14 protein-coding genes are annotated in these 13,677 nt (G+C 47.4%); 1 reads left to right on the top strand and 13 read right to left on the bottom strand.

The genetic code is table 11. From position 1 onward, the window contains the following. The first annotated feature begins 615 nt into the window (after positions 1-615). Positions 616-1,047 (top strand): hypothetical protein, encoded by a 432-nt coding sequence (locus tag MKY73_RS01335; RefSeq protein WP_339305314.1) that lies wholly within the window; start codon positions 616-618, stop codon positions 1,045-1,047. A gap of 82 nt (positions 1,048-1,129) precedes the next feature. Here the strand turns inward: MKY73_RS01335 and MKY73_RS01330 are convergent, their stop codons facing one another. The 13 genes from MKY73_RS01330 to crtI (MKY73_RS01270) all read right to left on the bottom strand — a co-directional run bounded on the left by MKY73_RS01330 (position 1,130) and on the right by crtI (MKY73_RS01270) (position 13,610). Continuing rightward, positions 1,130-1,300, bottom strand: coding sequence for an aspartyl-phosphate phosphatase Spo0E family protein (locus MKY73_RS01330; RefSeq protein WP_339305313.1), 171 nt, complete (start codon positions 1,298-1,300; stop codon positions 1,130-1,132). Positions 1,301-1,447: 147 nt separating this feature from the next. After that, complete coding sequence (locus MKY73_RS01325) at positions 1,448-1,585, bottom strand: hypothetical protein (protein ID WP_339305311.1); 138 nt, start codon at positions 1,583-1,585, stop codon at positions 1,448-1,450. 6 nt (positions 1,586-1,591) lie between these two features. Continuing rightward, entirely contained in the window at positions 1,592-2,935 is a 1,344-nt protein-coding gene (locus MKY73_RS01320) for a transcriptional regulator (RefSeq protein WP_339305309.1), read from the bottom strand. Positions 2,936-3,109: 174 nt separating this feature from the next. Then, positions 3,110-3,907: a hypothetical protein gene (locus tag MKY73_RS01315; RefSeq protein WP_339305307.1), complete on the bottom strand. Its 798-nt coding sequence runs from the start codon at positions 3,905-3,907 to the stop codon at positions 3,110-3,112. An 88-nt stretch (positions 3,908-3,995) separates the two neighbouring features. Continuing rightward, a complete protein-coding gene (locus tag MKY73_RS01310; protein ID WP_339305305.1) occupies positions 3,996-4,172 on the bottom strand; it encodes a hypothetical protein in 177 nt (58 codons plus the stop codon). A gap of 144 nt (positions 4,173-4,316) precedes the next feature. Beyond that, the gene (gene fni, locus MKY73_RS01305; protein WP_339305303.1) at positions 4,317-5,384 is read right to left on the bottom strand and encodes a type 2 isopentenyl-diphosphate Delta-isomerase; all 1,068 of its coding nucleotides are present in this window, start codon (positions 5,382-5,384) and stop codon (positions 4,317-4,319) included. Positions 5,385-5,605: 221 nt separating this feature from the next. Next, positions 5,606-7,087, bottom strand: coding sequence for a phytoene desaturase family protein (crtI, locus tag MKY73_RS01300; protein ID WP_339305301.1), 1,482 nt, complete (start codon positions 7,085-7,087; stop codon positions 5,606-5,608). Then, entirely contained in the window at positions 7,084-8,232 is a 1,149-nt protein-coding gene (locus tag MKY73_RS01295) for a glycosyltransferase family 2 protein (RefSeq protein WP_339305299.1), read from the bottom strand. Before MKY73_RS01295 ends, crtI (MKY73_RS01300) begins: the two co-directional genes overlap by 4 nt. Before the next feature lies 1 nt (position 8,233). Further along, complete coding sequence (locus MKY73_RS01290; protein ID WP_339305297.1) at positions 8,234-8,995, bottom strand: lysophospholipid acyltransferase family protein; 762 nt, start codon at positions 8,993-8,995, stop codon at positions 8,234-8,236. Then, complete coding sequence (locus MKY73_RS01285) at positions 8,964-9,731, bottom strand: carotenoid biosynthesis protein (RefSeq protein WP_339305295.1); 768 nt, start codon at positions 9,729-9,731, stop codon at positions 8,964-8,966. Before MKY73_RS01285 ends, MKY73_RS01290 begins: the two co-directional genes overlap by 32 nt. Continuing rightward, on the bottom strand, positions 9,731-10,603 hold the full coding sequence (locus tag MKY73_RS01280) for a phytoene/squalene synthase family protein (protein ID WP_339305293.1): 873 nt from the start codon (positions 10,601-10,603) through the stop codon (positions 9,731-9,733). Before MKY73_RS01280 ends, MKY73_RS01285 begins: the two co-directional genes overlap by 1 nt. After that, positions 10,600-12,063, bottom strand: a complete 1,464-nt coding sequence (gene crtI / locus MKY73_RS01275) for a phytoene desaturase family protein (protein WP_339305291.1) — start codon at positions 12,061-12,063, stop codon at positions 10,600-10,602. The genes MKY73_RS01280 and crtI (MKY73_RS01275) overlap by 4 nt, the downstream gene beginning before the upstream one ends. Continuing rightward, the gene (crtI, locus tag MKY73_RS01270) at positions 12,060-13,610 is read right to left on the bottom strand and encodes a phytoene desaturase family protein (RefSeq protein ID WP_339305289.1); all 1,551 of its coding nucleotides are present in this window, start codon (positions 13,608-13,610) and stop codon (positions 12,060-12,062) included. The genes crtI (MKY73_RS01275) and crtI (MKY73_RS01270) overlap by 4 nt, the downstream gene beginning before the upstream one ends. Positions 13,611-13,677: the final 67 nt, after the last annotated feature.

Below are 13,677 nucleotides of genomic sequence, written 5' to 3'. Positions count from 1 at the left end.
TAACCGGAGCTACTTGGTATTTTCGATTCGTACCGGAATTGCGATCCTGGAATAGTATAGGGCCGCAGTATCCTATTTACGGATACTGCGACCCTATACTAGGTTTAGCCTATTGAACGTGCCGGTTGCAATTTGTTTAGTTCAAGCAACCGACAGTGATGGAGACAAACATCTGTTTCAGTATGGGAATGAAGTAAAAAACATGATTTTTATGGGGGAAGGATTTCAAGCCACGTAATCCAAACGGAATGCGACGATGGCCGTGATGGGTTATTGTCGCGTATTGATGTATTTCAATCCGTGCCCGCTTCTACTTTTTCCTGTGCAAAATCCTTAATCGATCGAATGCGAAAACTCGCATAATCTTCCTGATTCATTGGAGAAAGTTTCAACTTATTCCCCTCCTTATGTTGAGTGATCTTTATTATGTAGGATCCTTGTTCAGTCCTATTTGCACTGCTAGTACCCTATTGTATCCTGTTCTCCGTCTTGGCGCATGAAGTTATTCTGACAATTCAAACTTTGATTTTCGTGTTTAACCGTGTTTAACCATATTTTCTATAACTTTCGATCTCTTCCCATCGTTTATACCTCATAGGAAAGGAGTGGATTATATTGTACACACATCGCCGATTCTCAAAAAAGAAAATCATTATCTTGTCCGCCATCGTACTCGTCATAGGTATCATCGCCTTTAAGAGCTTGCTGAATGCAGTCGATCCCTATCGTCACTTGAGAATCACAATCCACAATCAGTCCGACTATAATCTCATCGATATTCAGGCTAGCCTCGTTCAAGGCGAATCGTATAACACCAACGAGAGTGGCTCCACCTACATATTCGATAAGGATGTTTCCAGCGGATCAAACGTGAAATTCGCCCCGCAGCTGAAACTTTCCGGGGAGGGCGCAGTCTTCTTAACGTTTACGGACAGCCGCGGAAAAACCTATAATAAAACGGTTTGCGGTTATACGGAATATTTGTCTGGTAACTCCTACGTTACTGTAACCAATGAGAATGTCACCGTGAAAGAGGAATGTATGTAATAACGATTCTTCGCTCTGTGGACTTATGTTAAAATATAGGGGCGAGCGACCCGCCAAAGTTTCTCGCCCAAAGTCGATTGAATTATTCAATCGGCTTTTTTATTCTAACCTGATTGTATTGATTAATTAGATCATCCAGGACCATAGATTGCTGTATAACATGAGGATGAAGCAGATTTCCATAGTCCACCTTGAGTTGATAGAGCTTTTGTCTCGCTGCTTCGATCTTCAACTTGAGCTCACCACAATCCATATTCACCCCTCCCTGTTGTAACATTCTAGTCCATTCTGCTAATTAGTAGGAAATCAGGCGAACTCCAACACGAAAAAGCTCCCTTCAAAGTAGACAATTCACCATTCTACTTGAGGGAGCAGGTCATATTAAATTCAGAAACGCTGGTTAACTTCCCATGCCATGGCCATTAGTTGTCATGATTACCGGACGGTCTTTTTCAACGGGGATGGGTTGAGTTATAGGAGCAACTACGCCTACTGCGATACTGCATGTAACTATCAATACTGCCAATTTCATCTTCATTCGTCATCAAACCTCCCGAATCATTTTTTTGTATCGTAGTTTAGCTTCTTCAACTGCAAAATACCGAAACTCTTCAAATATTTTTATACACTCTAGCATGCTATCTTTATTCTTAATTTTAATTACAAAATCCAAACCGTTAAGAATCAACTCAAATCCTCTGTTATAATCTTGATGTTTTAAATAGTATGTACCTAAGCCCACAAGCAAAGTACCATATTGATCATTCGTATATTGCTCGCTGATTTTTCCAATACGGCTACTCTGTTCTTGGTACATAAAATACGCGTCATATGCTTCAAGAACTGAATCAATGTTGATATCAAACCGATTTGCCGCATTAACAATTGCACATAAAGCAGGAAAGATTTCGTTCTCTCTCTCAGAGATGTAGTTCATATAACTTGGGATAACCTCTGTCTTACCTGACATTAATTCATATAGATAACGGTTGCCTTCTGCCCATTCTTCGAACTGACGAATAACAACATTTTCCTCGTCGCTCGGATTATTTACCCAGCTATAATCGGTGTACAAAGAGACATATCGAAGTGCCTTTTCATATTCTTCATAGTAGAAACAAGCTTCTCCAAGCGCTAAATATGCGTACAAAACGTAAAAAACAATCTGCTTTTTGGGTTTAGCCTCGGGCTCTTCAGATGTTACCCCTAATTCATAATGGATCATTGCTTTTAATTTTAACTTGTCAGCAAGATTCTTCACCTTATCCCATCGACGCAACGAAGCATACACATTAATCAAATCGTTTAATCCATCCAACTGATAAGGCTCGTCAAGTCGATCTACAAAAAACTCAAACTGCGTAGCAAGTGTAAGATTGCTCAACTGATCCTTGGAAAGCCCGATTGTGAACAAACGATACTGACTTAGAGCCAACCGTTCAGAATGTTGCATTTTCTCACCCTCGGCTACACATACATACAAGGGCTTGGCCGCTTCTAACTTCCCTTCACGATATAACTGTTCAGCCAACTCGAACAAAAGCGGTGCATAGGAAAGATTATCCATAATTAGATTAACGGCTTCTTCCATATAATCGACCTTACCGAGTTCGGCACAACGGTATAAAAAAGGCCCCAGTCTTCGCCAATCCGGGCTTGTATGTACAAAACACTCATGTATGTATAATTCATAGAAGTAACCCTCTGTTAAACCCATCCCGGCAGTTAGTCGATCCAACTGCTGCATGCCAATGGTACGCAGCCCGTTCAGCGTACCACTCAACGTCCCTGAGTTGATTCCCGATATCTCAGAGAATTGATTGAGTGTCATATGGTTCGTTTTTAAGTAGTCTGCTAAATGATCACGTATTGTGGCTACTGAGTTCAAAGGTACACCACCTTTCCAAGCGAAATTAAGCAATGGTCAATAAAATAATACTATATTTTTGAATTTAATATCAATATTTTACTTGTAAATAATTTACTTTTATTTAAAAAACATATCTTTTATCACGTTAAAAAAGCCGAACAATATTACGCTCGGCTAGTTAGCATTTTATTATTATTTGCTGATTATAAGCATCTGAGACAGAAAGACATCTGTTGTCGAAAGAAAAAAGACATTCGGAAAATACTTAGCCAGCTTCTTCATCTCTGTACTATCCATGACCTCTTCTTCCCCCCAACCCACACAATAACATATAAAATAAGGAGCTAAGGCTAGTTGTAGCTGAACAAATTCAATAAATTTCATTTCTTGTTGAGTAACTTCTAAATCACAGATTTCTGATGTATTCGGCCTATACTGGTAAGTGACATAAGGAGTGTGAATCAATGCTTGCCCTTTTACCCTACTTAAAAAGAACAAAATAAATGGATTTAAGCGCCCCTCCGTATACAACGTATGATAGCCATCGTATACTTTCTTCATCGAATCTGGATTTGATAAAGTAATCTGAATATGAACCTTCCCGTTTTTGTATGCAACTCGTAAAGAGTCGAAAAGCGTAAGTAGCTTCATGACCAGTTTTTCATTTAATTGACCTTCTAACTCTGGATAGTGTAGTTCTCCTACATACTTAGGTTGGTTGGTCCCCGCTTGAAGTTCACCCTGATAGATCATATAGAATTGGAACAAGGCAAACTGAATATCCACATTCGACAGAATAACTTCTTTTAAATCCTGCTTTTCGAATACAATTTCGTTAAATGCCACTCCACTATCTAAAATTTTTCTAACTACTATCATGTTTTCTTGAATAGAATAAACCTCTTGCTTCAATACTTCTTCATGCTCTGGATCACTATACAAGGTATTGAGACCACCACTATCTATTTTAAAAAGAGTTTTTTCAATCATATCAAATGACTCCTTACAAAAATATAGTTTTTAAGCAAAAGGCGTGTAGCTGTCGCCACACGCCGAATATATAATACTTGTACTAGAATTAGAAATAATGTTCCCAATCAAAGAATACATCAGCATTCGACCAACCGCCAGTTAACTTAACAGTCGCGTATCCCTCAACCATAATCATGCTAGTGTCAAAATTAATTTTGATATCACTTTCCTCAGTAATATTCACAGTTTTAAGAGGCAAGAAATTGATATAATTAATATTCATTCTTACTCCTTCTGCATTAGTAGCTGCTGCAGCATATCCTTTTACACTACTGATCCATGTGGCAATATCGCCGCCTTCGACCCATATCTAGTGTTCCTTATTTAAGATGAAACATTACACCTTTTCATAATTCAAATCTTTATGTTAATGCCGTTCCACCAGACGTGTTGTCTGCTTCAAATCCTCAATCCGCCCTGCGCCAATGCCAAACATGACGGTACGCAGTTCAAACTCGACCTGTTCCAACCGCTCATTCAGCGCATCGTCGGAAGCGACTGCGGATTCGAGCAGAGATCGGCCAAAACCAGCCAGATCCGCGCCGAGCGCAAGGGCTTTGGCTGCATCCACGCCAGTGTGCAGTCCACCGCTGCCAATCAGGGCACCAGTAGAATTCAGCGCACGCACTTCCTGAATGCACTCCGCTGTCGGAATGCCCCAGTCGGCAAAAGCTTCAGCTGCCGCCCGGCGTACAGGGTTATTGTTGCGGTACTTCTCTACCTGTACCCAGCTTGTACCGCCTGCACCAGCCACATCGATAAATGCCACACCCGCTGCATATAGGCGTTGAGCCGTCACGCCATCGATGCCAAAACCTACTTCTTTTACGCCAACAGGCACGTCTAACTCACGACACAAGTTCTCAATCCGCTGAAATAATCCGCTGAAGTTGGTATTACCTTCCGGCTGGAAGACTTCCTGCAACGTGTTCAAGTGAAGCACAAGCATGTCCGCACCGGCAATATCTACGGCACGCTGGAAGTCGGCTGTGGTGAAGCCATAGTTTAGCTGGACCGCACCCAGGTTGGCAATGACCGGGATGTCCGGTGCCCAGCGCCGCACATCAAAGGTACTTGCCAGTTCCGGCTGTTCCACGGCAGCCCGGATCGAACCTACGCCGAGCGCCCAGCCTCTGGCGTTAGCTACTCGGGCGAGGCGCTCATTGATAGCGCCCGTTGTTTTGCTTCCACCCGTCATCGAACTGATGAGCAAGGGTGTACGTACTTTTTTGCCAATAAACGAAGTCTCCAGATGCACCTCTTCAAAATCCAGCTCCGGCAATGGGTGATGACGAAAAGCATACCGCTCCATACCGCTGGTTACCCCTTCTCCTGCCACATTCTCCTCAAGACAGAGGCGCACGTGTTCCAGCTTCCGTTCTCCCGTAGCCACTTCGGGAAGCAGCCGTTCGCCGGCTCGCTCTTGTTCATTCATGATGAGACCTCCTATGTGAGAATCGTGCGGATCGACAGGATAACCTGCCCGTTCCTTGCTACTATGTATAGATGTCTTATGCAAAAGACAAAAACATTCATCTAAATAAGCATTGCAGCATAACTCTATCCAGTATAACGTTCCAATCCAGCTATGGAAAGGATGCCCCGACACCAAATGTCTCACTTAAATCTCGGAGCACCACTATCTTTTATGCCTTCTTATCTCAAGATTTCCGATGCCAGCTGCTCACCAACAAGCTGCCCGGATAAGGTCACAATCGGGGTTCCGCCGCCTGGATGCGTAGTTCCGCCGACGTACCAGAGTCCTTGGACATCTTTGCTTCGGTTGCCTGGTCGCATGAAGGTCTGCTTCACCGAGTTGGAGGAGATGCCGTAGATCGATCCTTGATGCGCCAACGTATCCCGTTCGATATCTCGCGGCGTGTATCGGATCAGCACATCAGATTGGTTCAACCCGGTAATTCCTCGTGCCGCCAATCGTTCCAGCACAAACGCTCCGTAACGTTCCGTCTGCTGCTCCCAATTCCATGAATCCGACAAGTAGGGGGCATTAACCAGAATGAACAGGTTACTTGCTCCCTCCGGGGCCATACCTGCTTCCGAATAACCGGAATAACAGATGTAGATCGTGGGATCGTCTGGCATTTTACGGTCACGGAAAATATGGTCGAACTCTGGTTCATACCGCTCCGGGAAGAAGACGGTATGGTGCAGCAATGCATCATATTGTCTTCTCACACCTGCCAGCGTTACAAATCCCGAAATGGATGGTTCATACTTCCTTATGCGGGAATCACTCATCTCTTTCCGGTGCTCCGGTGCGAGCAGCAGTCGGTTCACACTAAGCACATCTCCATTGGCAACCACCTGATCGGCTTCGCGGAAGCCTTGATCCGTATCCACGCCTGCCACTTTGCCATTCCGGACAACAATCTGCCGGACCTCTATACCGGTAATGATTTGTACACCTTTTTCCTGTGCCAGACGAGTCATTCCTTCGATTAACTGATAGGTTCCACCTTTGACCCCGTAGATGCCCACCTCTGCTTCCACATGACCCATCATGGCAAAGATGGAAGGCGACTGATACGGCGATGATCCCACATAGGTTGCGTACCGTCCGAACATAGCCAGCGTATGCGGATGTTGGAAATACGAACGCAGCAGTTTATCCAGCTTCACTGTTGGCCGCACGCGGAGCAGACTGCGCAGCATCTGAAGATTGTATTTGTCAGAAGGAGATAGCAGCAACTTACCGAGAAAATGACGATTGGCTTCCGCATACAGTGCAGCAGACTCATCCATAAATGCATCATAACGAGCCGCATCCTCCGGACTGTACGCCGCGATCTGCTCCTTCATCCACCCGCGATCACCTGACAAATCTACCACTGTGCCATCTGCGAATACATTACGCGTGCGCGGCTCTAACTCATATAGCTGTACGTAATCTTCCATTGCTACACCCGCGTAATCAAACACTGAACGAAAGGTGGATGGCATCGTGATCGTGCTCGGTCCTCGGTCAAAATGATACCCATCCCGCTCAATCTGCTGCAGCTTGCCACCTACGTGTTGTTGCCGTTCCAGAATGGTCACCTGCACACCTTGTGAAGCCAGTCTTATCGCACACGATAGACCTCCGAATCCTGCACCGATAATAATGACGTTACCTCTCAACTGTACCGCCTACCTTTCCATACATACCCCTTGCCGGAGCGGCCTGCCTGCCAGGAAGCAAGTCCGATGGCAATGACACAGGCCATGCTGACCGGTTGCAGAAGGGCAAGCCACCAAGGTTGTCCGCCAGCATGATCCGCTACTCTTTTCACAGCCATACCCAATAATGTGCCTAACAATCCATACAGAATGGACATCGTACTTCCCGTTATGAGTCCGATAATCAGGCCAAGCGGAGGCAATATATACATCAGTGTATAGATCAACATCGTACCAAGCAGCAGTACGTCTTTGCGTCCCATACCTTCGTACATATTTTTCTTATATCCGTTCCATACTTCTGCCCCGTTCTGATACATGCGGGTATCTGTTACGTCATGCACGTCTGTCAGCATCACCGGATGACCCGCACGCTTGACTGCTTTGGCAAGACTCATGTCATCCACCAGATGCGCCTGAATGGCAGCATGACCGCCGGATGCTTCGTAACTGGAGCGATGAATCAGCAAAAAAGCCCCCGTAGCGGCCACAAACATCGGACTGGATGATCTGCGGATCATGAAAATGGGCAGATGACTGATGATGGTAAAGACCATCATCGGTACGACAAGCTTCTCCATCCACGTCTTCGTTACCTGATACGGAAAACCGGTTACCAGCCCCCCGCTCTGCTCACACCCTGCCGCAAGAGTCTGCCGAATGGCACTTGGCTCCAGACGCACATCCGCATCCACAAACATAAACCATTCTCCCTTGGCCTCCTGAACCAGCCTGTGACACGCATGGGATTTCCCCATCCAGCCCTCGGGAAGATCGACGCCATGCAGCAGACGCACACGTGCATCTCGACCCGCAATCGCTTGTACCATGGCCGCTGTCTCATCTTCAGAGCGATCATCCAGCACCAATACTTCCATCCGGAATCCCGACGTATCACTCGCGAGCACACTTTCCAGACATCCTTCGATATGTAGTCTTTCATTTCTGGCCGGAATCAGCACCGAGACCAGCAGGTCTGGTGGTTGTATCTTGTCTGCCCGGAATGAACGTACTTTGGGCAGACAGGAGACGTTCCATAGAGCGAACAGCAACTGTATGCCCAATATGCATGTAAGCACAATCCAGAAGATTTCAGATGCATTCATCCTAACGGTTCACCCGCTTTCGCGTGGCATCGTATTTTTCACTTGTCGAACGTACATGACGAATCAGCGGAAGCGCATCTGGCAAACTTCCCTGCCCCATCCGTATAAGCTCTGATCTATGATCGTCTAACTGCTGTTCCAGCACATGGCCGAGTCTGGAGGCAATCTCTTCACTCTTCCATGTCTTCCAGTCTTCCATTACAGGAGGCCCCGCCTGCATCGATATTTCGGGTAAATCATGCTGGACCATCCCATGACACAAGGTTACCGGTACGGCGATGGCATTCGGAGAGCGACGAAGCAACAACCCGATGCCTGGACGGAACCGAATCGGTCTAGCCTCCTGATGTAATATTTCTCCTTGCGGAAAAATCCAGACCCTTTTGCCCGAATCTAGCAGTTCACTGGTGTACTGTAGAGAGGTCCGAATACCGGACGCACTCTCCTTATTGATCGAATACGCACCCAATTTACGAAAAAAAGCATATTGCTGAAGCTGCTGCTCCTCCATCATCACATAATGATCTCCTCGCGATGTCTGCCTGGCCGCATGATAGAGCAGCAGACCATCCCACCAGGAGCTGTGGTTCATGAAGTAGATCACAGGGCGATTAGGATTGATCGGGGAGTTGTCCCTGAGATCCACCTGCGGGTCGAGGGACCCCGAGAGAGTGAAGGAGCGGAAGCGCCGACGCAGCAGATAATAATGATTGTATAAGGCAAACATACGATTAAACGGTTTTGATTTTACGGCGCGAATCATATAGCCAGCTCCCTTCGGCAAGAAGCACACCAGCAATGGCGATGATAAAGCTGCCTGTAATCCCTTCCTTGAGAGCAAGTAGGCCGAACAGAAGAATAAATAGCTGATACAACCATTTCGCGCGCAGCAATGAGCTACGGTCATTTGGCATGGCCGGAAGGAAGAGGGACAGGAATGCACCCATGATAAACCAGCTTATGTAATTGGTCCACGGAACACCGTAGAATCCACCCGGAGCCTGCCACTCCCAAAATCCTCTCGCATGTGCAACAGGGTCGAGTACCAGATCGAGGACAATTGCCCAGAACCCGGTCTTCACTGCTCGAAGCAGTTTGCCAGTCCAGGTTGAACCGCCACCACTTAACAGCGCGGAGTTACCCACCACTGCGATCCAGGCAAAACCCAGCGTAACAGGTACACTGAACAGATGAATCCCGAAGAAGTCAGAGTAGGCATACTCACCAAAAGGCCAATGGGTATGAACCCCTACCCACTCCACGCCCATACCTCCTAGCCAGATGATCACAGAGGCTATCCATAATCCGGGTTTCAGCCAGATGACTGACTGGTCGGACAGACCTGTCCGATTACGCCCCTGATAGATCAGATCCAACACATACAACGCATAGAAAATTAGAAATAAACCATTGGAAAAAGACAACACATCGGGCACGCCGATCGTCAACATCAAGGCTGCTCCAATGGCATACCAAGCCCAGTAAAGCCACTGGATCATCAGGATACCGCCGTTCGGGAGGCTTGATAGGCCAGCATCGGGTAACGTTTCACAATCGCACCCAGCATCTCCAGTTTCAATTCATCACTAACATATGCCCGTTTGGTATATACGTCATAGTCGTTGCGTTCAACCGCGTGTAGAATGGTGGAGTAAAAGGCTGCTGCCAGCTCAATCGAAAACGCACTTTCCGTCGGATAAGTATCCAATCGATCCATGCCAATACGGAACCAGTTCAATGCTGCCGCTTTTAACTCATGAATAATGGCAACAAAGCGTTCGTCCACGATCCCGTCTTCAAAGTCCTGCTCCGAGTAACCATGCTTCTCCATGATCTCCAGCGGAACATACCGGCGCACTCTGGCCCGATCTTCACCCACATCACGAATAATGTTAACGATCTGCATTCCTTTACCCAAAGCAATCCCGTTTACGGCTACTTCCGCGCCATTATCATCCCGCAATACAGGCAACAACATCTCGCCTACGGTTCCAGCCACCAGATAACAATAATGCTCCAGTTCCTGCATCGTTGCATAATGCGTTACTTTAAGATCGGTGAGCTGCCCTTCCATCTGACGGAAGAATGGCCCCTTATCCAGATGAGGGAAACTGCTAAACAACCATCTCAGTGCCGGCCAGATAAAGTGTCCTTCCGCTTCGTCCAGTCGATCAAATAAATCATGGATCTCATGAATCGTATAGGCCGATTGTTCCGGTTCATCCACACTGTCATCTATCATGCGACAGAAGGCATAAATGACATATACCGCTTCCCGACGCGGACTTGGCAGTCCTCTAAAGGCCTGATAAAAAGAGGAAGAGCCCTTTTGCATCAACTCTTCACACCTGCTCAAAATCGCTTCATTCATGTTCCCATCTCCTTCGTGAGTTGATTGACGGCCATACGTGCACTCTGCATCACAATCGGCACTCCGCCTCCAGGATGTACAGATGCCCCTGCGGCATATAATCCCTTGATATTCGGGAATGGTTTGGGTTGCGGTCGGTATACACCGGACTGGAACAACACTGGCGCAATCCCGAAGCTTCCGCCCCCATAGAGCCCGTCTCGCTCTGCGTCAGCGGGTGTGCGCACCTTTTTCCACTTGATCGCTGCACGAAGTCCCGGGAATCCACGTTGCTCCGCTTCTTCCAGTACACGTTCTGCCAACGCCTCGCTCTCCTGCTCCCAGTCGACACCTTCGGCATCGGGTACGGGAATGAGGAAATACAATACACTCTGTCCTGAAGGCGCTGCCGTCTCATCCAATACGACCGGATTAAATACGTAAAATGAGGACTTTGCCGGAATGCGTCGCTGATTGAACACTTCCTGTAAACTGCCTTCCAGACTTGGTGGCAGGAAGAACTGGTGCGTCGTTGTATCTTCCCAGGTTTTATCCACGCCCACATAGAGCAATACACATCCGGAAGAGGGACGATACGGCTTTCTTTTCCGCCCTACCTCTGAAGATTGACCAAGCAAACCTGATAGATGGGGGAAATCACCATTGTAGATAACTGCATCCACATTTTCTGCGCCTGTTGCCGTTTCTATACCTTCACATACACCATTTTTAATCGTGAGCCCTTTAACTTCCGTATTCAGTACAACACGTCCACCACGTGAGATCAGTTCCTGTTCCAGAATAGCCGGTAATGCCGCATACCCGCCCTTCACCATCCAGATGCCATATTCATGCTCTGCATAGGGAAGCAGGGAGTAGATGCCTGGCGTCCCGAACGGCGAACCACCGATGTATAGACTTTGTAGCGAGTAAGCATCAAGCAATTCCTCATGCTGAAAATAATCGCCCACCGCTTTCCGGACACTTTTGTGTGCACGTAATCTTCCCATGAGTGACATGAGAGATGGTGTGAAGAAATCCCTTTTGCGCGGAAAAGCCCGTTCCAGAAACGCTGCCCGGCCTGCCGGAAACAACGTGTCCATGTCTTTCATAAACCGTGTGAATCCTGGGCTCTCTCCCGGGAACAAACGTTCAATCTCCGCCGTCTGCTCCTCACGTGACGTCATCTTGGTCATGACACGACCACTGTGATAATGCACTCTATATAGGGGATCACAGCGAAGCAACTCAATCTTCGAACGATCTACGCCGGCTTCTTCCAAGATGCCAAGTAACATCTCCGGCAGAAGCACGATGGTCGGCCCCTGATCGATCCGGTACTCTCCTTCCTGCTCATAACCAATGCGTCCGCCAACGCGCGAACCCCGTTCATACACGGTAACATCCCATCCCTGACGGTTCAACAACAACGCAGAAGTAAGTCCGCCAATCCCTGCCCCTACAATGGCGGCCCGCTTCATGAATGCCCTCCGGCTTCTGCCGTCTTCACATAAGAGGATGGCTTGGAGCGCGTGCGCGCGTCCTCTTCCTGGATCAGTCTCACGCTGATTCGAGCCGATTCAAAGATCGTTGGCAAACCGCTGCCCGGATGTGTTCCTCCGCCTACCAACCATACACTTTTCAATTCTTCAAACTGGTTATGGGGACGCAGGTACATCATCTGACCCAGATTATGCGCCATGTTGAACGTTGCTCCGCGGTACACATCCAGTTCATTCTCCCAGTCGAGCGGCGTGAACAGCATACATTCTTCAATCCTGCTGCGAATGTCTGCCAGCTCAGGAATGCCTTCCATGCGCTTCATCATGGCCTCCTGCACATTCTCACGTTCTGCTTCCCAATCGATGTCTGCGGTAAGGTTAGGCGTAGGCATCAGAACATATAAAGCGGATTTTCCTTCCGGTGCCAGTGTCGAATCAAGTCTGGAAGGGTTATGAATATATAGAGATGGATCGGCTGACAACATTTTGTGCTTCGTAATCTCATCAACGTTCAACCGGTAGTCCTCTGGAAAATAGATCGAGTGATGCGGCAGGTCCACTTCACCATCCACACCCAGATACAGCATCGCTGTAGAGCAGGAGTACTTTTTGCGTTTCATTTTCTCCGGGGTATATTTCTTAAGTACGCCCGGTTCGAACAAATGGTTCACCGCATGTGCAAAGTCGGCGTTCACAACCACATGGTCCGCTTCAATGCGTTCACCGTTCTCAAGCAACACACCTTCTGCACGACCCTTGCGAACGATGACCTGTTTCACCGGGGTGGAAGTATGTATCCGTCCTCCGTATTCTTCCACGACATCAGCCATGGCCTGGAAGATCCGATTCACACCGCCAATCGGGTGGAACAATCCATAGTGATGCTCGATGAACGATAGTATGGTAAATGTACCCGGACAATCCCAGGCAGACATACCAAGGTATTTGGATTGGAATGTGAATGCCCAGCGTAGACGCTCGTCTGTAAAATAGCGGGACAAGATTCCATAGACTGTATTGTGGACATCAAGCTTGGGTAGAGCTGATACCGCATCTTTACGCAAATAGTCCGTAAGCTTGCCAAAAGGACGGCGGAGCAAAGGCATCACTTTGCCAAACTTCACTTCTTCTTCTTGCATGAACCGAAGGTAATGGTCTTCATTGCCCGGGAACAATTCCTTAATCTGCGCAGCTGTATCTTCCCGATTACGAGAAGGTGTGAACACCTTGTCACCAAAGTTCAGTGCGTACAGTGGGGTTAACTCTTTCATATCCACATAATCGGATAACTTGCGACCCACCACGTCGAACATCTCTTCAATCAACTGAGGCATCATCAAAAATGTTGCGCCCCGGTCGAATCGATATTCACCCAGTTCCAATCTGGCAGAACGCCCCCCGATGACTGGCTGTTTCTCATATACATCTACTTCGTACCCCTGACCGGACAATAACATCGCTGCTGCAAGTCCACCCGGACCCGCGCCAATCACAGCTGCACGTTTGCGTTGTTGATTCGGTATCATGCCACTCACCTCTCTATGTAGGGAATTCCTATAGTTCTCTAGCCCCTAACCTATTATTAAACCGCCC

It is taken from the genome of Paenibacillus sp. FSL R5-0519, from assembly GCF_037974275.1.
Taxonomy (GTDB): Bacteria; Bacillota; Bacilli; order Paenibacillales; family Paenibacillaceae; genus Paenibacillus.
Note: the sequence above shows the minus strand (reverse complement) of the source record. Positions and strands in the feature narration are given on the sequence as shown.